Source organism: Aphanothece stagnina RSMan2012 (genome assembly GCF_046764815.1).
GTDB lineage: Bacteria > Cyanobacteriota > Cyanobacteriia > PCC-6307 > Cyanobiaceae > NIES-981.
The window spans coordinates 129,697-149,775 of sequence record NZ_JBKOUC010000004.1; the positions used below are offsets into that span (position 1 = coordinate 129,697).

Here is a 20,079-nt window from a genome sequence, read left to right on the forward strand (position 1 = left end):
ACGCTCCATGTCCACCCTTCAACTGCTGGAAGGTCTCGGCGGCTTCACCGCGGCCTGCCTGGCCCTGTGGTTCCTGCGCCTGAACCGCTCCGACCTTGAGGCCGCCCGCAGCGGCGCTCTGCCCCCCGCCCCCGGCCCGCTCACCACCCTGGTGCTGCGCCCCGCCGTCCGCAACGGGCTGCAGCGCTACCTGCTGGGGCGTGGTGTCTTCGCCGACGCCGGCCTGCTGATCCTGCGCGTGGCGATCGGCCTGATGATGATCCACCACGGCCAGGACAAGCTCGCCGATCCCCAGGCCTTCGCCGACACCTATGTGGCGTCCCTGCATCTGCCCTTTCCCCTCGTGCTCGCCTGGGTGGCCGGCCTCTCGGAGGTGGTGGGCAGCTGGCTGCTGATCCTGGGCCTGCTCACCCCCCTGGGGGCCCTCGCCATCGCCGGCACGATGGGCGTGGCCGCCTACCACCACATCCTCACCGCCGGGCTGAACATCTACGTGCTCGAGCTGGTGGTGCTCTACCTGGGCGGCAGCCTGGCCCTGCTGCTGCTGGGTCCTGGCCGTGTCTCCTTCGACGGCGCCATCGCGGCGGAGCTGGTGAAGGCCCCGCTGCCCCCCACCCAAGCCGCCTCCCTGCCCACCTCCCTGGCCGCCAGCGGCGGGGCCTGAGTCCGCCGCCGGCTCCCCGGGACCGCCGGCCGAGAAGGAGGAGGGTTTGCCGTACTGACACGGCACCGCGGCGGATTTATCTATGAATCAGAGGCCAGGACCGGGGCAGCGCGATCCCTGCAACAGGCCCAAGGGCGCCCGACACGGGGCGCCCTTCTTGCTTGTTGTCCTCCTTCCGTTCTGTCGTTGTTGGCGACCCCCTTCCTGCCCTGTCCCCTCAGCGCCGGCTGGGAGCTGGTGGCCCAGGCCCAGCTGCCCCGCGCGGATGCCGCCGGTCTGCCCCAGGGCGGCTTCTCCGCCGCCGCCGTGGTGGAGAACGAGCTCTGGCTACTGAGTGATGCGCCACAAGGGCGCCTGCAGCGCTGGCAGGGCCTGGATCAGCTGGGCGTGGTACCCCTGCGGCCCGCCGGCAGCCTGCCCCTGCCCGTGTCGGCGAGCGGAAGGCGGGATCGACCCGCCAGCCTCGATGGCGAAGGGCTGGTGCTTCGGGGCAACCGGGCCTGGGTGGTGAGTGAGGGCCGTCGCCAGCCCGAGCGGCTGGCCAGGCTTCTGGCGTTCGACCGGGCGGATGGCCGGTTGCTCGCCTCCCTGCCGTTGCCGGAGGCCTGGCTGGAAAACGCCGGCCAGGGCCTGCAGGCCAACGGAGGACCCGAATCCCTCACCGTGCTGCCGGCCCTGCCGGGGCGGCGCATGGGGCCAGCGGCCCTGCTGGCGGCCGCGGAGCTGCCGCTGCTGCAGGATCCGCCCGATCGGGTCAGGCTGGCAGCGCTGCCCCTGTCAGGGCCTGGCGCGGACACGCCCGGCCAGCCAGGCGCTCCAGGGTGGCGGTCCCTGCGCCCGCTGCGCCTGCCCGGGGAGGGTTGGGGGCTCACCGAGCTCCTGGCCCTGCCGCAGGGATCTGGGGAGGAGCCGGCGGGCCTGCTGGCCCTCTTCCGCCGCTTCGAGCCGCCGCTGCAGTGGCAGGTGCGGCTGGCGCTCTTCCCCATGCCACGGCCCATGCCACTTCCCACGTCACGGCCCATGCCAGGGGAGGTTTCCGCGGCCGACCCGCCCCTCGAGCCCCTGGCGAGCTGGGATCTGCCCGCCAGGGGCCTGCCGCCGGACAACTGGGAGGCGATGGCCTGGCGGCAGCGGGGCCCTGGCCTGCCACCCCAGCTGCTGCTGGCCAGCGACGACAACTTCAATCCGCTGCAGGCCAACCATCTGGCCCTGCTTCAGCCGCGGCGCTCCCCCACCTGCGCCCACCAGCCATGAACCGCCGCTCCCTGCTCATGCTGCTCGGAATCGGCACGGGCAGCGCAGCCCAGGCGGTGGCCCGGTCCAGGCGCCCAGCCAACGCGGCCCCGCGCCCGAGGGGCAGCTTGAGCCCAGAGCTGCCCTTTCGCCCCGTACCGACGCCCCTGCCCCTGCCCGGCGATGGCCTGGCGGCGGCGGAACAGCGCCGGCACTACGCCCAGGTGAGCCTGGTGGACCGGCTGGTGGTGCCCGAGGGATACCGGGCCGACCTCCTGGCGGTGTGGGGCGATCCCCTCGGCACCGGCACGTTCGGCTACAACAACGATCACCTGGCCTTCCTGGCGCTGGCGCCGGACGAGGCCCTGCTCACGGTCAACTTCGAGTACATCAGCGCGCGGCCCTGGGCCGAGGGCCTGGGCGAGGCCCGCGGCCTGGCCCTGCCCCTGGAGCCGCTGCGGGTCGCCCTGGCCGATCGGGATGGCCGGGTGGACGCCACGGCCCTGAAGGGCCGTGATCCCCTGCTGGCCATGGTGCGGGCGGTGGCCGCCGCGGCCCTGGAGGATCTGGGCATCGGCGTGGCCGGGCTGCGGCGCGGGGCCGAGGGCCGCTGGCAGCGGCAGCCCGGGCGCTTCGATCGCCGCATCACCGGGTTGAGCGGCCTGGAGGATCCCGCCCAGCTGCTGCGGGCCAGCGGACCGGCGGCCGCCGTGTTCCGGGCGCCACAGCGGCTCGGCCACGACGACGGCCTCGGCGATCGGATCATCGGCACCTTCGCCAACTGTGCCGGCGGCACCACCCCTTGGGGCACGGTGCTGAGCGCCGAAGAGAACGTCCAGAACGAGGTGTGCGAGGAGGTGTTCGCCGACGGCTCTTCCCCAGCCCCCTCCCGGCTGCCCTTCCGGTGGGATGGCCGGCGGCTGCGTGGCCTGGGCAATCCCTTCGGCCTGGCGGGCAACAAGTACGGCTGGATCGTGGAGGTGGATCCGCGCCGGCCCCGGCGGCCACCGGTGAAGCACACGGCCCTGGGGCGCTTCCGCCATGAGGCGGTGGCCGTGAAGGCCGAGGCCGGCCAGCCCCTGGTGGTGTACTCCGGCTGCGACCGGCACGGCGGCCACCTCTACCGCTACGTGAGCGCCGGCCGGATCGAGGATCCCGGGGATTCATCCAACTCCGCCCTGTTCACGCAGGGACGCCTGGAGGTGGCCCGCTTCAGCCCCGATGGCCGCGGCCGCTGGATCCCGCTGCTGCCAGGCACCCGCCTGGACCCGCAGCGGCCCAGCCACTACCGGCGCTGGGGACTGAGCCAGCCCACCCTGGTGCCCCACCACGACCGCAGCCGGCCCGGCGCCATCGCGCTGGGCAGCGATGCGGAGGTGGCCGAGTACCGCGAGCGGTTCGCCACCCTGGCGGCCCTCTATCCGGGCGAAGCGGAAGCCCGGCTCGGCGCGATCCTGATCGATGCCCATCTGGCCGCCAACGCCGCAGGCGCCACCGCCACCGCCCGCCCGGAAGACACTGTGATCGACCCCAGCACGGGCGACCTGCTGATCGCCTTCACGGCCGGGGGCGGCGAAGAGAAGGAAGGCCGGGCCGACCCCGCCATCTTCTCCGGACCGGCTGGGGAATCCAGCTGGCCCCACGGATGGGTGATGCGCCTCAGCGACGCCAGTCCTGAAAGCGGCAGCTTCGGCTGGCGGATGGTGGCCGTGGGCGGCGCCCCCTGGGAGGGGGGCCTGGGCTTCGCCAACCCCGACAACCTGGAGGTGGACCGCTCCGGCAACGTGTGGATCGTGACCGACCGCTCCTCCCGGCCGGCGCCCGGCGATCCCTTCGGCAACAACAGCTGCTGGGTGCTGCCCAAGGCCGGGCCAGCCCGCGGCCAGGCCCTCTGCTTCGCCACCGGTCCCATGGAGTGCGAGCTCACCGGCCCGTGTTTCGACGACCCGCAGCACACGCTGTTCCTGGCCGTCCAGCATCCCGGCGAGGTGAACGGCACCCGGGCGGCCAAGGCCGGCGACAGCCAGCGCATCCCACTGGTGGACCGCAGCGGCACCCCCTTCACGCAGGAGCGCCTGGTGCCGCAGGGCTCCAACTGGCCCTCCGGGGTTCCGGGACGGCCGCCACGGCCCGGGATCGTGGCGATCCAGCGGGCCGCTGGGGGCGAACTGCTGAGCTGAGCGGCACGGCGGCGACCATGTGGTCACGCCAAAGGGAGCTCAGGTCACCCAAGGCAAGCCGGTGATCAGGTCAGGTGGAGCGCTCAAGGCAAGCGGGCGGCGGGAATCGAACCCGCATCATCAGCTTGGAAGGCTGAGGTTTTACCACTAAACTACGCCCGCGGCAGTACAGATGTACTCACACACCCTTTCGGGCTCCGTCATTATGGCCTGCGTCCGAAACCCTCTCCCCGAGCCGCCTTGGCGCCCACCGCAAGCGACGCGCCTCCCGCCGGCGCGGCCACCCGTGATGCCGCAGACCTGCGCGGCCAGGCCCGGCAACGGCTGCTCTGGGCCTACGGCCTGGGCGATGTGGGTACGGGGATGGGGGCCTCGCTGATCGGTTTCTACCTGCTGCGGTTCTATGTCGCCGCCGGTCTGCCCCCCTGGCTGGCCGGCCTGGCCTACGGGCTGGGACGGCTCTGGGATGCCATCAACGACCCGATCGTGGGCTGGCTGAGCGACAAGACCAGCAGCCCCTGGGGGCCCCGGATTCCCTGGATCCTCTGGAGCGCCGCACCGCTCGGGGCGGCCATGGCCGCGATGTGGTGGCTGCCCCCCTGGCAGAGCATCTGGACCAAGTTCGCCATCTTCCTGCTGATCTCGGTGGTGGCGAACAGCCTCTACACCTGCGTCAATCTCCCCTACACGGCCCTCGCGGCGGAGCTCAGCACCGACGTCTCGCTCCGCACGCGCCTGAACACCGCCCGCTTCACCGGATCGATCCTCGCCACGGTGACGGCCGCCCTGCTCGCCGGCGTCCTGGTGCGCGACCTCAGTGACGCCGGCAGCTACCTGCCGGTGGGTCTCATGGCCGGGCTGATCATCACCGCCTCCGCACTCCTCTGCGGCTGGGGACTGGTGCCCGCCGCCCGGCACTGCCAGCGGCCCGAACGGTCGACGGGCACCACGCGGCGGCTGCTGCGCCGGGTGCTGCGCAACGGGCGCTTCGGCATGGTGCTCGGCCTCTATCTGCTGCTCTGGTGCTCCCTGCAGCTGATGCAGGCCGTGTCGCTGTTCTTCCTCCCTGTCGTCATGGAGGTGCCCGAAAGCCTCAGCAAGTTGATCCTGCTGCCGTTCCTGGTGAGTTCACTGGGGGGCCTCTGGCTGTGGACCGCGGTGTCCCACCGCAGCGGCCGCCTGGCCGCCCTGCGCTATGGCGGCGGTCTCTGGATCGCCTCCTGCCTGGTCGTGATGCTGCTCCAGCCCCTGGACAACACGCTCGGGGCCTTCGCCTGGCCGGGGAATGCCATCCGGTTGCTGCTGCTGCTCGGCACCATCGTGATCGCCGGCATCGGCGCCTCCACGGCCTATCTGATTCCCTGGTCGCTCCTGCCCGATGCCATCGATGCCGATCCGGAAAAACCCGCTGGCCAGTACAGCGCCTGGATGGTGCTGGCCCAGAAGGTCTGCATCAGTCTGGTCATCACCCTGCTCGGCGTCCTGCTCACCGCAAGCGGCTACAGCGAAGCCCTGCCCAACGCGGCCCAGCCCGCCAGTGCGCTGGTGACGATCCGGCTGTGCATGGGGTTGATCCCGGCCCTGCTGGTCGTGCTCGGGCTGGTGGTGATGCGACGCTGGCCCATCCGCAGGGTGCAGCAGCCATGAGCGTCCTCTCGAGGCTGAACCGACTGCCCCTGAAAACCCCCCGCTGCATCCGGCGGCTCGGTGCCAGCTGCATGATCGGTGGCCAGGCCGTGAGCGCCATCGTCCGGGGGCGGATCGGCCTGAACGACCTCATGCAGGAGCTGCTGGAAGCGGGCCCCGCCAGCTTTCTGATCGTGCTGATCACGGCCCTCGCCGCCGGCACCGTGTTCAACATCCAGGTGGTGGAGGAGCTCTCCAAGCAGGGCGCCAACGCCGCCGTCGGGGGGCTGCTGGCCCTGGGCCTGGCCCGCGAGATCGCCCCCCTGCTCACGGCCACGCTGCTCACCGGCAAGGTGGCCACCGCCTATGCAGCCCAGCTGGGCACCATGAAGGTGACCGAACAGATCGACGCCATCACCATGCTGCGCACCGATCCGGTGGAGTACCTGGTGGTGCCCCGGGTGCTGGCCATGGTGGTGATGGCACCGGTTCAGTGCCTGCTGTTCTTCGCGGTGGGGATCTGGTCGGGCCAGGTGAGCAGCACCTGGCTGTACAACATCCCCCCCAGCGTGTTCTGGACCTCGGTGCGGACCTGGATGGACCCCGAGGACGTGCCCTTCATGCTGATCAAGGCGCTGGTGTTCGGTCTGCAGATCGCCGTGCTGGCCTGCGGCTGGGGCCTCACCACCCGCGGCGGCCCGAAGGAGGTGGGCACCAGCACCACCGGCGCCGTGGTGATGATCCTGGTGACGGTGGCCCTGATGGACGCCCTCCTGACCAAAGTGCTGTTCGGTTGATGGACCCGATGACACCCCCCTCCGATGCTGCGGGCGTGCGCCTCACGCCCCACTACGGCGTGGCGCTGGGCACCCTGGTGCTGGCTCTGGCCTGCCTGGGCCTGCTCCCCGTCTGGGGAGGTGCCCCCTGGCTGGCCCTGGGCCTGGGCCTGATCGGCCTGTTCCTGGCCCTCCAGACCGCGCTGCTGCGGCTGGAGTTCACGGCCGACGGGCTGGTGGTGTGGCGACAGGCCACGGAGCTGCGCCGCTTCCCCTACAGCGCCTGGCTGGGATGGAAACTGTTCTGGCCTGGCCTGCCGGTGCTCTTCTATTTCCGTGAACAGCGCAGCATCCACCTGCTGCCGGTGCTGTTCGATGCCACCACCCTCCGTCACCAGCTGGACCAGCACCTGCGTCACCTCACCGCGCCCGATGCCTGACGAGCCGACCGCCGAGCCCACCCCCACACCGGCCCCCGTGGTTGCCGCTGAGGCGACCGAGCCCATGCCGGCCTGGCAGGAACTGGCCCTGCAGGAGCTGGGCCAGCGCCGCGACGCGCTGACCCAGGAGATCCGTGAACTCGAGGCCCGCCGCGAGCAGATCAGCCGCGAGATCAGCAGCAGTTTCTCGGGCCAGGCCGACGCCGTGGCCCGGCGACTGAAGGGGTTTCAGGATTACCTGGTGGGGGCGCTGCAGGATCTCGCCGTGGCGGCCGAGCAGGTGGAGCTGGTGCCCCAGCAGGTGCTGGTGCAACCCTCCGTGCTCGACACCGCCCGCGCTGCCGAAGCGGAGTCCGTGCCGCCGCCGGTGGTGCCGGCAGCGGGGCAGTTCGGTGCGGATGCGTCCCTGATCCGCGAGCAGCTGACGGCGTTCCAGGGCCAGCCCGATTTCTACGCCGACCCCTGGAAACTGCGCCGCACGCTGGAACCAGAGGGAGCGCTCAGTCTGGAGAACTGGTTCCTCGACCAGGGCGGACGGGGCGCCCAGCCCAGCAGCGGCAGCCGCAGCCGCAACGCCCTGATGACCGCCGGGGCCATCGCCATCCTCGGGGAGCTCTATGGCGACCGCTTCCAGACGCTGGTGCTGGCCGGCCAGCCGGAACGGCTGGGGGAATGGCGCCGCGGCCTGCAGGACTGCCTCGGCCTTGACCGCGAGGACTTCGGCCCCACCAGCGGCATCGTGCTGTTTGAACGCCCCGACGCGCTGATCGAGCGGGCCGACCGCCTGGAGGAGCGTGGCGAGCTGCCCTTCATCGTGATAGATGCCGCCGAGCAGGTGGTGGACATCCCGATCCTGCAGTTCCCGCTCTGGCTCGCCTTCGCCCCGGGGCCTGGCGAGCTGGTCACCGACGACGAGCTCTACTGACGCGCTCGACTGACGCCCCCGCCGGCGTCCCCCTCCGCCACCCCGCCACCATGCCCGATCCGCTCACCCTGCCGCTGCTGCTCGCGGGTTACCTGCTCGGTTCCATTCCCAGCGGTTACCTGGCCGGCCGCTGGCTGAAGGGCCTGGACATCCGCCGCGAGGGCTCGGGCTCCACCGGCGCCACCAACGTGCTGCGGGTGGTGGGGAAGGGAGCGGCCCTGGTCGTCTTCCTGGTCGACGTGCTGAAGGGCACCGCCGCCGTGGTGCTGGCCAAGCTGCTGCTGGAACCCCTGGGCGCCCCCCTGGGCCCCGACGGCTGGATGATCGACAGCGTGGTGGTGGCGACGGGCCTGGCGGCCCTGGCGGGCCACATCTGGCCGGTGTGGCTGGGCTGGCGGGGTGGCAAGGCGGTGGCCACGGCGCTGGGGATGCTGCTCGGTCTGACCTGGCCCGTGGGTCTGGCCTGCTTCGGCATCTTCCTGGCGGTGCTGAGCCTCAGCCGGATCGTCTCGTTCTCCAGCGTGGTGGCGGCCGTGGCCCTGCCCCTGCTGATGCTGGGGTGGTTCCAGCAGCAGGCGATGGGGCTGCGCTGGCCCTACCTGGTGCTGGCGCTGCTCACCAGCCTCCTGGTGATCTGGCGCCATCGCAGCAACCTCGGCCGCCTGCTGGCCGGCACCGAACCACGCCTGGGGGAGAAGCGTCAGGATCGCCCGGCCGGCGAGGAGGGAACCGGCCTCGATGGGACCAGCCCTCGCTAGGGGGCTCAGGGGGGCTTGCTCAGGCCAGTTCGCGGCTGCGCTCGGCAGCGGCCACGACCGCCTCGATCAGGGCCGAACGCACCCCGGCACGCTCCAGCTGGCGCAGGCCGGCCATCGTGGTGCCGGCCGGCGAGCTCACCATGTCCTTGAGCTGGCCCGGATGCAGCGCCTTCGCCTCGAGCAGGGCCGCCGTGCCGGCCAGGGTGCGATGGGTCAGGTGATGGGCCAGCTGGCGGGGCAGACCCGCCGCCACGGCGCCATCGGCCAGCGCTTCCGCCAGCAGGGCCACGAAACCCGGACCGGAGGAGGTGAGCGCCAGGAAGGCGTCCAGCTGGGTTTCCGGCAGTTCATGGACCTCCCCCACCTGGTCGAACAGGCGCCGCACCCAGGCGCCCTCCTCGGTCCTGACGTCCGGCGCCAGGGCCAGGCCGGTCAGGCCACAGCGCACTAAAGAGGGGGTGTTCGGCACCGCCCGGACGCAGCGCCAGCCAGGGAAGAGCCCCTGCAGCCGCTCGAGGGTCACCCCCGCCAGCACGGAGATCAACAGACCGGAGCCTCCGGCCGGGGCGGCCGCGGCGGCGGCCTCGAGCTGCTGGGGCTTGACGGCCAGCAGCACCACCGGGGCCGCCCAGGCCGTCGCCGGATCCGTGCCCACCTGCAGCCCATGGGCCTGGGCGAGCCGCTCGGCCGAGGCCCGGCTTGCCACCACGGCCGACACCCCCGCCGACGGCACCAGCCCAGCCTCGATCAGGGGCAGCAGCAGGGCCAGGGCCATGCGGCCGAGGCCGACCACCCCCAGCCGCGACCCTGAAGCGGAACCGGTCACAGCGGCACCAGCTCCTCAGCGCCGCTCAGATCGCGGTCTCCTGGCGGCCCCAGGCAGGGCTGGGGGCCGCTTCCTGCTCATGGGGCAGGTCCCGGGCCACGGTGGTGGGGGAGGAGACCTCGTCACTGGAGGCGGTGGTGACCGTCACACAGCTCGGAGCGAACAGGAAGATGCTCTCCCCGACGCGCTCCTGGTGGCCGTCGATGGCGAAGGTCCCCCCGGCCACGAAATCCACGGCGCGCTGGGCCTGATCCGGCTCCATCATCGTGAGGTTGAGGATCACGGTCTTGCGCTCCCGCAGGGCCTGGATCGCCCGGGGCATCTCATCGAAGCTGCGGGGCTCCATCAGCGTCACCTCCGCCGCCGAGGGGGTGAGCCCGGGCATGCCGATCACATTGGTGCCGGCGAAGGGATCGTCGATGGCGAAATCCGAGGTCAGCGCCAGGGCACTCGAGGCACTGGGCCTGTGGGGCGTGGCGCTCTCGGGGAGATCGCCACCGTCGTAGTCGAGGTCCTCGTCGTAGTCGCCATCGAGGTAGTCATCGCCGGAGACGACGGCACGAAGGCGGGAGAACAACGACACGGAGCGAACCTCGGAGGATGCTTTCATCCTGAATAGCGTCCCACGTCAGGGATCGCAAGATTCTGGGACGGCCGGTCACCAAACAGGGCACTGCCGATCCGCACCCAGGTGCTGCCGGCGGCCACGGCCTCGGGCCAGTCACCGCTCATCCCCATCGACCGCTCGGGCAACCCCAGCTCGGCGGCCAGGGCGTCACAGTCGGCGAACAGCGCCCTGCGCGCGTCCGGCTCCAGCCCCAGGGGCGCCATGGTCATCAGCCCCACCAGCCGCAGAGGCGCCAGGCCGGAGAGCCTCTCCCAGCAGGCCCGCAGCGCCTCCGGCTCCAGCCCGGTCTTGGTCGGATCCGGCCGCAGCTTCACCTGCATCAGCACCGCCGGGCTCAGGCCCTCCTCGGCGGCGATCCGGGCCAGCCGCTCGGCCAGGGCCAGGCTGTCCACCGAGTGGATGGTGTCGAAGCGCCGCAGCACCCCCCGGGCCTTGTTCGCCTGCAGCCGGCCGATGAAGTGCCAGTCGAGGGGAGCCAGGTCGGCCAGGTCGTCCTGCTTGGCTGCCGCCTCCTGCAGCCGACTCTCCCCGAAACTGCGCTGACCCGCCGCCACCGCGGCCCGCAGGGCGGCTGTGGGCTGGCCCTTGCTCACCGCCAGCAGCCTGCAGGTTGAAGGCAGCTGGCTGCGGATCGCCGCCAGCCGGGTGGCGATGGTGGGGGCCGCCGTGCCGGGATCAGCCGCCGCGCTGGGATCAGATGAAGGTCTGGTCAAACAGCTGTCGCCATTGGGCATGGGCCTCCGGCCCGTCCCGCCGCACGCGGGCCAGATTCTGCTCGGCGTAGTGGCGGGCATCCATCAGCGGGACCACCTCGAAGCTGGCTCCCCGGGGCTGCAGGGTCACCACGAAGAAGATGCGCTGGGCATACAGCGTGGCGTAGAGGTCCCGACCGTCGGCCACAGGAGCGACCCGGTAGAGCATCCCGAAGGTGGGATGGTTGAGGTAGCGCTCGCTGGTCACTCAGCCCTGGGATCTGCGCAGTATTAAAGGGCACCGACTTTCCAACGGAGACCCAACACGATCACCAACCCCACACCCGCCACCCCATTGCTGAGCCAGCGGGGGGGGGGCAGTCGGTGCAACTGGTCGGGTGGAAGCCAGGTCCCGCCGCGCGCCAGCAGCGCCTCGGCCCCCTGCTCCGCCCGCAGCAGCAGATTGGCCAGCAGCCGCTCCCCCAGCACCAGCACAAGCCCCAGCGAAGCCCGCCAGCCCAGGCTGCGCAGGTTCACCGCCCGGGTGGCGACCGCCCGCAGCAGATTCTGCAGCTCCTCCTGAACCAGCGGCAGGAACCGCAACGCGAGCAGCAGGGTGAAGCCGAGCCGCTCCACCGGCCAGCCCAGCCGGGCCAGGGGAGCCAGCAGCCAGCTCAGCGACCACACCAGCTCCTCCGGTGGGGTGCTCAGCAGCAGCAGGTTGGCGCTGTGCACCAGGGTGAACAGCAGGGTGGCGCCGTTGAGGCCGAGTTCGGCGGAGCGGCGGCTGATCACCATCGGGCCGAGCGCGACGGGGCCCAGCTGCAGCGGCCCCCAGGCGACGACCCGCCAGGCCAGGCCGGCCCGTTCGGCGGGAGGGTCCAGGGGGGAGCCCCCCTGCAGCCGCACCTCGGCGGGGGGGCGCTGCAGCGGAGCCCTGGGCCCATCGCCCGCCGGCAGGAAGGCCGCCAGCCCCCCCACCAGCAGGGCCAGGGCGAGCAGCACCGGAAGGCTGCGGCGCCACAGCCGCCAGGGCAGACCGCTGACGGCGGTGATCCCCAGCAGCAGACCCACCAGCGACAGCCGCCAGATCGGCCCGGCCAGAATCGGGGTCACCAGGAAGACCACGGTCCAGGCGAGCTTGAGCCGCGGATCCAGCCCCCGCAGCCAGCTGCTCCGCCCGCCGGCCGCCCCCTCGGGGTCAGCGGCCACGAACTGGCCGATCGGCATCTGGCGCAGCACATCCACGTCAGCGGCCTCCGGGGTACGTGCCGGTGCAGAGCCGCGGCATCAGGCCCTCGCCTCAGCGGCTGCGATTCTGCTGGCGGGTGAGGTCCCGCTCGGCATCGCGCTGCTGCTTGCCACGCCAGAAGAGCTTGATCGGCGTGCCCTCGAACCCAAGACCCTCGCGGATCTGGCGCTCCACGTAGCGCCGGTAGGTGTCGCCGAAGAGCTTGGGATCATTCACGAACAGGGTGAAACTGGGGGGACGCACCGCCACCTGGGTGCCGTAGTACAGGCGGCCCTGGCGGCCGCCTCGGCTGGTGGGCGGGGTGCGCCAGCTGAGGGCCTCGGTGAGCACCTCGTTCACCACCGAGGTGGTGACCCGGCGGCGGTGCTGCTCCACCGCCAGCAGGGCGAGCGGGAAGATCGCCTGCACGCGCTGACCGCTCAGGGCCGAGGTGAACAGCATCGGGGCCCAGTCGAGGAAGTAGAGCTTGGCGCGCAGCTCCCGCTCCATGGCCGGCATGGTGTGGCTGTCCTTCTCGATGGCATCCCATTTGTTCACCACCACCACACAGGCGCGCCCGTCCTCCTCGATGCGGCCGGCCAGCCGCTGATCCTGCTCCGTGACGCCGTCGAGGGCATCGATCACCAGCACGCACACGTCGCTGCGCTCGATCGCCTTGAAGCTGCGGTTGATGCCGAAGTATTCCGGGCCGTAGTTCACCGAGCGGCGGCGGCGGATGCCGGCGGTGTCGAGGATCTTCCAGGTCTGGCCCTCGCGCTCGATCGTGGTGTCGATCGTGTCGCGGGTGGTGCCGCGGATCGGGCTCACGATCGCCCGATTCTCGCCGCAGATGGCGTTGAGCAGGCTCGACTTGCCCACGTTGGGGCGGCCGATGATCGCCAGCTGGATCGGCTCCTCCCCCTCCTCCTCCTGGCTGGGCGGCAGATGGCTGATCACCTCATCGAGCAGATCGCCGGTGCCGGCGCCGTGGATGGCCGAGATCGGATGGGGCTCCCCCAGCCCCAGCCCCCAGAACTCCGCCGCCATGGCCAGCCCCGCCTCGGGGGACTCGCACTTGTTCACCGCCAGCAGCACCGGCACGTTCTGGCCGCGCAGCCAGGTGGCGATCGCCTCGTCGGCGGCGGTGCAGCCCTGCTGGCCGTCCACGATCACCAGGGCCACCGAGGCCTCGGCCAGGGCGAGGTTGGCCTGCTCGCGGATCTCCGGCAGGAATTCACTGTCGTCGTCGAACACCAGGCCGCCGGTGTCCACCACCCGGAAGGTGCGATCGCCCCAGAAGCCCTCCTGGTAGGTGCGGTCGCGGGTCACGCCGGGCTCGTCGTGCACGATCGCCTCGCGGCTGCGGCACAGACGATTGACCAGGGTGGATTTGCCCACGTTGGGGCGGCCGATGATGGCGACGACCGGTAAGGCCAAACGTCTTATCGCAACGACTGTCGTGTCCTGACCCTACAGAGAGGCCTTCAGGCGATCGGCCGGTCACCGGGGTGACCGGCGACCGGATCGGCGGGTGCGGCCAGCAGCGGCGGCAGGGGGCCCGTGGCCGGCAACGGTTCGCCCCGCCGGGCCAGGTCGGCCAGCAACCAGTTCACGGCAGTGGCACGGCGGGTGCGGCGTGGGTAGAGCTCGCCGATGCGGTAGCCGCCGAAGCCGAGCTGCTCCTTCAGCAGCTGCTTGTGCTCGCGGGCGATCGAGCGGGTGAGCCGCACGCTGGCCGGGCGTTCGGCGATGACCTGCGGTTCGGTCGGGAAGGACTCCCGCCAGGCGGCATCCGTGGCCGGGCCGGCGCTCCAGGTGCCGGCGCCGTCCGGCCCATAGCCCAGGCGCGGCCAGATCAGCTCACACACGAAACGGTCGCTGACGCGATCGGCCAGCACCGCCTCCAGCAGGGCACGGCTGAGGGGCCAGGGTGCGGGGGCGGGGGCGGCTTCCATCGGGTGGGGCGGGCCTGGAGTCCACGACGAGAATGGATCCATGCTGACCCCCTGCATCGAGCTGTCCGGCAACGGCACACCGCGTTCACTGCGGTGCCGCGTGCTCCAGTCGCCGCTGGCGGGGGTGAGCGACCGCATCTTCCGGGGCCTGGTGCGGCGCTGGGCCCCCGATGCCCTGCTGTTCACCGAGATGGTGAACGCCACCAGCCTGGAGCTGGGCCACGGCCTGCAGAAGGTGGAGGAGCTGGGCAGCGAGAGCGGGCCGATCGGCGTGCAGCTGTTCGACCACCGCCCCGCCGCCATGGCCGACGCCGCCCGCCGCGCCGAGGCCGCCGGCGCCTTCCTGATCGACATCAACATGGGCTGCCCGGTGAAGAAGATCGCCCGCAAGGGCGGCGGCAGCGGCCTGATCCGCGACCCCGATCTGGCCGGCCGCATCGTGGAGGCGGTGGCGGCGGCCGTGAGCCTTCCGGTCACGGTGAAGACCCGCCTGGGCTGGTGCGGCGGTCAGGGCGGCGGACAGGGCGGCGGGGAGGGCAACCGGGATCTTCAGGCCACCGCCGTGGCCTGGTGCCGCCGGCTGGAGGCCGCCGGCGCCCAGCTGCTCACCCTGCACGGCCGCACCCGCGAGCAGGGGTTCCGGGGCCGGGCCGACTGGGACACCATCGCCGCCGTGAAGCGGGCCCTGACGATCCCGGTGATCGCCAACGGCGATGTGAACGGCCCCGACGACGCCCTGCGCTGCCTGGCCCACACCGGCGCCGATGGGGTGATGGTGGGCCGCGGCACCATGGGCGCCCCCTGGCTGGTGGGTCAGATCGACGCGGCCCTGGGCGGGCGCCCCGTGCCCCCCTCCCCCGGAGCGACCGAGCGGATCGCCCTGGCCGCGGAGCAGCTCCAGGCCCTGGTGGCGGCCAAGGGCGACCACGGCCTGCTGATCGCCCGCAAGCACATGGGCTGGACATGCCAGGGCTTCCCCGGCGCGTCCCAGCTGCGCCATGCCCTGATGCGGGCCCCGACGCCGGGGGAGGCGCTCGCGCTGCTGGAGCGGGCCTACGGCAACACCGACGGCCGGCCCTGGCGGATCAGCAGCAGCGAGAAGTAGGTCTGCTCGCCGGCCGGCACCGCCGCAGCCGGGGCCACCAGCTGATCGGGCCAGCCCACCCGCCGGGCGAACAGGGCCGCCTCGAGCAGCCCCCGCGCCGCCAGCAGCTCCCGCACCCAGCTCCAGCGATGTCCCAGCTTGAGCAGCGCGAGCACCGAACCCTCGGCGGCGGCGCAGGCGAGCAGGGCCTCCAGGCCGGCCGGAGCCTCGGGCGTGGGGCGGATCCAGAGGCCCTCGCTCTGCAGCGCCAGCGGCCAGGGCATCCCGGCCCCGGAGGCCGCCGCCGCCGCCGCGCAGACGGCCGCCACACCGGGCACCAGCCGCACCGGACAGGCCGGGTGGCGCTGGCGCAGGGCCAGCAGCACGTAGGAACTGCTGGCGAACAGCGACACATCCCCCTCGCAGAGCAGCACCACCGCCTGACCAGCGGCCACCTCAGCGGCCAGGGCCTCCGCGGCGGCCTGCCAGGCGGCAAGCCGCGGCTCTGCCTCCGCCACCATCGGGAACACCAGCGGCAGACGCCGCTGGTGGGGGGCGATCCAGGGGGCGGCGATCGCGGCCGCCATCCCCGTGGCTCCTTCCCGGGCCACCGGATAGGCCACCACCGCGGCAGCTTCGATCGCCCGCACGGCCGCCACCGTGAGCAGTTCGGGATCCCCGGGGCCGACGCCCACCAGGACGAGACCCGGCGCTGGGTTTTCTAGGCTGCTCTCCTGCGGCGCGGAGGCCATGACGCTGTTAGCCATCTACCGGCACCCTGCCACCCCGGCGGCTGAACCCCAGCCTGTCCTGCGCAGCCACGACGGGCCCACGATCGGTGCGGAGCTGGGCCGGCGGGGCATCCGCTTCGAGCGCTGGCCGGCCAGGGCGAGCCTGCCCGCCGCTGCGGACCAGGCCCGGATCCTGGCGGCCTACGCCCCCGAGGTGGCGCAGGTGCAGGCCGGCGGCTCCTACCCCACCGTGGATGCGATCCGCCTCACCCCCGACCATCCGGAGCGGCAGGCCCTGCGCCAGAAATTCCTGGCCGAGCACACCCACAGCGAGGACGAGGTGCGCTTCTTCGTGGAGGGCTGCGGGCTGTTCTGTCTGCACCTCGGCCAGGAGGTGCTCCAGGTGGTGTGCGAGGCCGGCGACTGGATCGCGGTGCCCGCCGGCACCCCCCACTGGTTCGACATGGGTCCCGAGCCGCGCTTCTGCGCCCTGCGCTTCTTCGACAACCCCGACGGCTGGGTGGCCACGTTCACCGGGGATGCCATCGCCGCCCAGTACCCCCTGCTCGACGCGCTGCTGCCGACACCGACCTGAACAGCTCCAGCGAGCACCTCTGCTGAGGTTTCCGCAGAGGCCTCAGCTGTGCATCCGGGGCTGCGGATGGAGTTCGGCCAGCAAGGAGGCTTCCAGGGCCGCCAGCTCCTCCAGCCGTGCGATCACCTCCCGGCGCGGCCAGCGCTGCTCGCACAACACCCAGTAGAGGCCGAAGTGGCGGGCCTCGCTGGCCAGCAGCCGGCCGTAGAGCGCCCGCAGCTCCGCATCCGGGCTGTGCTGGGCCAGCAGGGCCATGCGCTCATGGCTGCGGGCCTCGATCAACCCAGCCACCAGCAGGGAATCGAGCAGGCGCTGGGGCTCCTCACGCCGCACCGCCCGGGCCAGCCCGGCGCCGTAGGGCGGCGCCGGCAGGGGCCGCAGGGCCACCTGCCGGCGCTGGAGCAGGGCCATCACCACTTCGAAGTGCTCCAGCTCCTCGCGGGCCAGGGGGCTGAGCGCCTCGGCGAGGGGGGCATCGCTGGGGTAGCGGAACAGGAGCTGGAGGGCCACGCCGGCCGCCTTGCGCTCGCAGTGGGCGTGGTCGAGCAGCACCAGGTCGGGGTGGGCGATCGCCTGCTCCAGCCAGGCGGAGGAGGTGGGGGCCGCCAGCCAGCGGATGCGGGCGGCGGCAGGCGCGGGCGGCTCCCCGGCGGGGAGGATCTCCGGGGCGGACCTCATGGCCGGCTGGCCCTCAGATGGGCCACCAGACCCTCCAGTGCAAGCCGGTAGCTGCCGGCCCCGAAGCCGCAGATCACCCCCACCGCCCTGTCGGCCAGGTAGGAGTGGTGACGGAAGGCTTCCCGGGCATGGGTGTTGCTCAGGTGCAGCTCCACGTAGGGAATGGCCACGGCCAGCAGCGCATCCCGGAGCGCCACGGAGGTGTGGGTGTACGCGGCCGCGTTGATCAGGATGCCGTTCACCCGGCCATGGCCCTGGTGGATCCGGTCCACCAGGGCACCCTCGTGGTTGCTCTGGAAGCAGTCGATGCCGGCCCCGAGCGCGGCCGCCCGCTGCTGCAGATCGGCATTGATCTGCTCGAGGGTGACACTGCCGTAGAGCCCGGGCTCACGGGTCCCCAGCAGGTTGAGATTGGGGCCGTGAAGGGCGAGCAGCTGCATGGAGAGGGGGAGAACCGGTGGGGTCGGCTGGTAAGTTCTTGCGGTGTGGTTCGGGTCGGTGCCCGAGTGGTTAATGGGGGCGGACTGTAAATCCGCTGGCTCTGCCTACGTTGGTTCAAATCCAACCCGGCCCATCCTCCACATGCCCTTGTAGCTCAGCGGTAGAGCACTCCCTTGGTAAGGGAGAGGTCACGAGTTCAAGTCTCGTCAAGGGCTCTTCAGTCCCCCGGCGGCACCCCGGGCGACCGCGCCGCCAGCAGCACGCCTGCCACCCGCAGCGGGGAGGGGCCATGGCCCGCGGGCGGCCGGCTCCACGGGCCATTCTGGGGCGGAGCGCGTCCGTCCGCCCCGGCAGAACCATGACCATCCAGCTCCAGGAGGACCAGCCCGCCCGCTCCCCCGAGCCCCCTGCGGTGGTACCCGTGCTGCAGCCAGCCGAGCGCTGCAAGCTCGATGGCGGTGATGACGCCCTCTTCTACGCCGAGCCCCGCTTCGTGCACCATCTGGATGGGGCGTTTCGCTCCAGGCTCACCCAGCTCTACCGGGAGCGCATCCCCTCGGAGGCCACACTGCTCGACCTGATGAGCAGCTGGGTGAGCCACCTGCCCGAGGACGTCCGCTACCAGGCGGTGATCGGCCATGGCCTCAACGCCCGGGAACTCGAGGCGAACCCGCGCCTGGATCGCCACTGGGTCCAGGACCTGAACCGGGACCCGTCGCTGCCCCTGCCCACCGCCAGCGTGGACGCGGCCCTGATCGTGGCCGGCTGGCAGTACCTGCAGCAGCCGGAAGCTGTGGCGGCCGACCTGCTGCGGGTGGTGCGCCCGGGCGGGCAGCTGATCGTGGCGTTCTCGAACCGGATGTTCGCGCAGAAGGCGCCCCGGATCTGGATGGAGGGCGACGACCGTGACCACCTGGCCTACGTCGCCCGGGTGCTGATCGCCCAGGGCTGGGGGCCGCCCCAGATCCTGGCCGAGCCCACCCGCGCCGAAGGGCCCCTGGGCTGGATCGGCGGCCATGGGGATCCCTTCTTCGCGGTGATCGCCCAACGCCCCCCAGCCTGATCTCGTCTGCCCCGCCTGACCTCAGCCGATGTCCGTGGATCCACCCAGCCCGACCTCTCGCCCGCTCGACAGCCCGCCACCGCTGCCGATCAGCTCCATGCGGGAAGCCGTCAGCCAGGGCCAGACCCGTGCCCTGGGCTGGCGACAGCTCCAGCTGCAACGCCTGGAGGAGCTGCTGACACGCCATGAGCAGTCCCTGCTCGCCGCCCTGGTCTCGGATCTTGGCAAACCGCCCGTCGAGGCCCAGTTCGAACTGATCTCGGTCCGCCAGGAACTGCGCTTCACCCGACGGAACCTGAAACGCTGGATGGCGCCGGCCCCCGTACCGCTCGAGCTGCCCCTGCGGCCGGGCCGGGCCTTCGTGCTGGCCGAGCCCCTCGGCTGTGTGCTGATCATCAGCCCCTGGAACTATCCGGTCCAGCTGTGCCTGCGCCCCCTGGTGAGCGCCCTGGCCGCGGGGAATGCCGTCGTGCTCAAGCCGTCCGAACAGGCCCCCGCCACCGCGGCCGCCCTGGCCACGGCCGTGGCTGCGGCGTTCCCGCCGGAGGTGGTGCAGGTGGTGACGGGCGACGCCAGCGTGGCGGCCCGGCTGCTGGAGCAGCGCTTCGACCACATCTTCTTCACCGGCGGGCCTCGGGTGGGACGGCTGGTGATGGCCGCGGCCGCCCGCCATCTCACCCCGGTCACCCTCGAGCTCGGGGGGAAGAGTCCGGCGATCGTGCTGGCCGATGCGGATCTGGAGGTCACGGCCAGGCGCCTGGCCTGGGGGAAGGGCCTCAACAGCGGCCAGACCTGCATCGCACCGGACCATGTGCTGGTGGAAGCCCCGGTCCGCGATGCCCTGGTGGCGGCCATGGCCGCCGAGCTGGAGCGCTTCTACGGCCCGGATCCCCTCGCGTCGGCCGATCTGGGCACGATCGTGAACCACGGCCAGTTCCTGCGGCTGCAGGGACTGCTCGCCGGAGCCCAGGCCCGTGGGCAGGTGCTCCACGGCGGCCAGAGCGACCCGGAGCGCCTCAAGATGGCGCCCACCCTGGTGGCCGTGGACGATCCCGAGGATCCCCTGATGCAGGAGGAGCTGTTCGGACCGCTGTTGCCGGTGCTCAGCGTCGCCACGCTGGAGGGGGCCCTGACCCAGGTGCGAAGCCGGCCCAAGCCCCTGGCCCTCTACCTGTTCAGCCGCAGCCCGGAGGCGCGGCAGCGGGTTCTCGGCTGCACCAGCTCCGGTGCGGTGGGCATCAACGACGTGGTGCTGCAGGCGGGCGTGGGTGGCCTTCCCTTCGGAGGGGTGGGGGAGAGTGGCCTGGGCAGCTACCACGGCCGGGCCGGGTTCACGACGTTCTCCCACCACCGCAGCGTGTTGCAGCGGCCCTTCTGGCTCGACCTGCCGGTGCGCTACCCGCCGTACGCCGGCAAGCTCCCCCTGATCAGGCGGCTGCTGGGCTGAGGGCGAGGCTGAAAACGAGGCTGGGGGCGGAGCTGGAGCAGCGATCAGCACTCGTGATCCCCTGGGGGTGGATCGGTGCTGGCCCTGCTCTTAACGTTCCGGCAGC

At 72.0% G+C, this 20,079-nt stretch carries 22 protein-coding genes and 3 tRNA genes; 14 read left to right on the plus strand and 11 right to left on the minus strand.

Annotated elements, in window-relative coordinates:
* Nucleotides 1-7: 7 nt before the first annotated feature.
* The 3 genes from ACLNEE_RS04375 (at nt 8) to ACLNEE_RS04385 (ending at nt 4,077) form a co-directional block, all read left to right on the plus strand.
* Nucleotides 8-664, plus strand: a complete 657-nt coding sequence (locus ACLNEE_RS04375) for a DoxX family protein (protein ID WP_412006817.1) — start codon at nt 8-10, stop codon at nt 662-664.
* A 189-nt stretch (nt 665-853) separates the two neighbouring features.
* On the plus strand, nt 854-1,918 hold the full coding sequence (locus tag ACLNEE_RS04380; RefSeq protein WP_411424174.1) for an esterase-like activity of phytase family protein: 1,065 nt from the start codon (nt 854-856) through the stop codon (nt 1,916-1,918).
* Nucleotides 1,915-4,077, plus strand: a complete 2,163-nt coding sequence (locus tag ACLNEE_RS04385) for a PhoX family protein (protein ID WP_411424173.1) — start codon at nt 1,915-1,917, stop codon at nt 4,075-4,077. Before ACLNEE_RS04380 ends, ACLNEE_RS04385 begins: the two co-directional genes overlap by 4 nt.
* A 91-nt stretch (nt 4,078-4,168) precedes the next feature.
* On the opposite strand, the gene ACLNEE_RS04390 is transcribed toward ACLNEE_RS04385, so the two are convergent.
* Nucleotides 4,169-4,239: transfer RNA gene (locus ACLNEE_RS04390), tRNA-Gly, on the minus strand.
* Between the two features lie 78 nt (nt 4,240-4,317).
* Between ACLNEE_RS04390 and ACLNEE_RS04395 the strand changes: the two genes are divergently transcribed.
* From ACLNEE_RS04395 to plsY, 5 genes are read left to right on the plus strand one after another with little or no spacing between them, the layout of a single operon-like run.
* On the plus strand, nt 4,318-5,724 hold the full coding sequence (locus tag ACLNEE_RS04395) for an MFS transporter (RefSeq protein ID WP_411424172.1): 1,407 nt from the start codon (nt 4,318-4,320) through the stop codon (nt 5,722-5,724).
* Entirely contained in the window at nt 5,721-6,500 is a 780-nt protein-coding gene (locus ACLNEE_RS04400) for an MlaE family ABC transporter permease (protein ID WP_411424171.1), read from the plus strand. Before ACLNEE_RS04395 ends, ACLNEE_RS04400 begins: the two co-directional genes overlap by 4 nt.
* An 8-nt stretch (nt 6,501-6,508) precedes the next feature.
* Entirely contained in the window at nt 6,509-6,919 is a 411-nt protein-coding gene (locus tag ACLNEE_RS04405) for a DUF3119 family protein (protein ID WP_411424170.1), read from the plus strand.
* A complete protein-coding gene (locus ACLNEE_RS04410; RefSeq protein WP_412006818.1) occupies nt 6,912-7,844 on the plus strand; it encodes a DUF3086 domain-containing protein in 933 nt (310 codons plus the stop codon). Before ACLNEE_RS04405 ends, ACLNEE_RS04410 begins: the two co-directional genes overlap by 8 nt.
* A 50-nt stretch (nt 7,845-7,894) precedes the next feature.
* Complete coding sequence (gene plsY / locus ACLNEE_RS04415; protein WP_411424168.1) at nt 7,895-8,602, plus strand: glycerol-3-phosphate 1-O-acyltransferase PlsY; 708 nt, start codon at nt 7,895-7,897, stop codon at nt 8,600-8,602.
* Between the two features lie 19 nt (nt 8,603-8,621).
* Here the strand turns inward: plsY and proC are convergent, their stop codons facing one another.
* From proC to ACLNEE_RS04450, 7 genes are read right to left on the minus strand one after another with little or no spacing between them, the layout of a single operon-like run.
* Nucleotides 8,622-9,428, minus strand: a complete 807-nt coding sequence (gene proC, locus ACLNEE_RS04420) for a pyrroline-5-carboxylate reductase (protein WP_411424167.1) — start codon at nt 9,426-9,428, stop codon at nt 8,622-8,624.
* 25 nt (nt 9,429-9,453) lie between these two features.
* The gene (locus tag ACLNEE_RS04425) at nt 9,454-10,038 is read right to left on the minus strand and encodes a cell division protein SepF (RefSeq protein ID WP_411424166.1); all 585 of its coding nucleotides are present in this window, start codon (nt 10,036-10,038) and stop codon (nt 9,454-9,456) included.
* Nucleotides 10,035-10,769, minus strand: a complete 735-nt coding sequence (locus ACLNEE_RS04430) for a YggS family pyridoxal phosphate-dependent enzyme (protein ID WP_411424165.1) — start codon at nt 10,767-10,769, stop codon at nt 10,035-10,037. The genes ACLNEE_RS04425 and ACLNEE_RS04430 overlap by 4 nt, the downstream gene beginning before the upstream one ends.
* Nucleotides 10,750-11,016 carry a PipX family protein gene (locus tag ACLNEE_RS04435; protein ID WP_411424164.1) on the minus strand — a complete coding sequence of 89 codons (267 nt, stop codon included), beginning with the start codon at nt 11,014-11,016 and terminating at the stop codon, nt 10,750-10,752. Before ACLNEE_RS04435 ends, ACLNEE_RS04430 begins: the two co-directional genes overlap by 20 nt.
* Nucleotides 11,017-11,039: 23 nt before the next feature.
* The gene (locus ACLNEE_RS04440) at nt 11,040-11,996 is read right to left on the minus strand and encodes a CbiQ family ECF transporter T component (RefSeq protein WP_411424163.1); all 957 of its coding nucleotides are present in this window, start codon (nt 11,994-11,996) and stop codon (nt 11,040-11,042) included.
* 55 nt (nt 11,997-12,051) lie between these two features.
* Entirely contained in the window at nt 12,052-13,416 is a 1,365-nt protein-coding gene (gene der / locus ACLNEE_RS04445; RefSeq protein ID WP_411424162.1) for a ribosome biogenesis GTPase Der, read from the minus strand.
* A 47-nt stretch (nt 13,417-13,463) separates the two neighbouring features.
* Entirely contained in the window at nt 13,464-13,934 is a 471-nt protein-coding gene (locus ACLNEE_RS04450; protein WP_411424161.1) for a DUF1823 family protein, read from the minus strand.
* Nucleotides 13,935-13,974: 40 nt separating this feature from the next.
* Here ACLNEE_RS04450 and dusB point away from each other — a divergent pair, with 40 nt between their 5' ends.
* Nucleotides 13,975-15,039, plus strand: coding sequence for a tRNA dihydrouridine synthase DusB (gene dusB / locus ACLNEE_RS04455; RefSeq protein WP_411424160.1), 1,065 nt, complete (start codon nt 13,975-13,977; stop codon nt 15,037-15,039).
* On the opposite strand, the gene ACLNEE_RS04460 is transcribed toward dusB, so the two are convergent.
* Complete coding sequence (locus ACLNEE_RS04460; RefSeq protein ID WP_411424159.1) at nt 14,988-15,770, minus strand: SAM-dependent methyltransferase; 783 nt, start codon at nt 15,768-15,770, stop codon at nt 14,988-14,990. The two genes, dusB and ACLNEE_RS04460, sit on opposite strands and share 52 nt — an antisense overlap.
* Here ACLNEE_RS04460 and ACLNEE_RS04465 point away from each other — a divergent pair.
* Nucleotides 15,769-16,344: a 1,2-dihydroxy-3-keto-5-methylthiopentene dioxygenase gene (locus ACLNEE_RS04465; RefSeq protein ID WP_412006819.1), complete on the plus strand. Its 576-nt coding sequence runs from the start codon at nt 15,769-15,771 to the stop codon at nt 16,342-16,344. The genes ACLNEE_RS04460 and ACLNEE_RS04465 overlap by 2 nt on opposite strands.
* Nucleotides 16,345-16,386: 42 nt before the next feature.
* On the opposite strand, the gene ACLNEE_RS04470 is transcribed toward ACLNEE_RS04465, so the two are convergent.
* Both ACLNEE_RS04470 and aroQ read right to left on the minus strand, forming a co-directional pair.
* Entirely contained in the window at nt 16,387-17,022 is a 636-nt protein-coding gene (locus ACLNEE_RS04470; protein WP_411424381.1) for a MiaE family protein, read from the minus strand.
* Nucleotides 17,019-17,462, minus strand: a complete 444-nt coding sequence (gene aroQ, locus ACLNEE_RS04475) for a type II 3-dehydroquinate dehydratase (RefSeq protein ID WP_411424380.1) — start codon at nt 17,460-17,462, stop codon at nt 17,019-17,021. Before aroQ ends, ACLNEE_RS04470 begins: the two co-directional genes overlap by 4 nt.
* Nucleotides 17,463-17,514: 52 nt before the next feature.
* Between aroQ and ACLNEE_RS04480 the strand changes: the two genes are divergently transcribed.
* From ACLNEE_RS04480 to ACLNEE_RS04495, 4 genes are all read left to right on the plus strand, one after another.
* Nucleotides 17,515-17,596: transfer RNA gene (locus ACLNEE_RS04480), tRNA-Tyr, on the plus strand.
* 10 nt (nt 17,597-17,606) lie between these two features.
* Nucleotides 17,607-17,678: transfer RNA gene (locus ACLNEE_RS04485), tRNA-Thr, on the plus strand.
* A 143-nt stretch (nt 17,679-17,821) separates the two neighbouring features.
* Nucleotides 17,822-18,526: a class I SAM-dependent methyltransferase gene (locus ACLNEE_RS04490; protein WP_411424379.1), complete on the plus strand. Its 705-nt coding sequence runs from the start codon at nt 17,822-17,824 to the stop codon at nt 18,524-18,526.
* A gap of 28 nt (nt 18,527-18,554) precedes the next feature.
* On the plus strand, nt 18,555-19,973 hold the full coding sequence (locus ACLNEE_RS04495) for an aldehyde dehydrogenase family protein (RefSeq protein ID WP_411424378.1): 1,419 nt from the start codon (nt 18,555-18,557) through the stop codon (nt 19,971-19,973).
* Nucleotides 19,974-20,079: the final 106 nt, after the last annotated feature.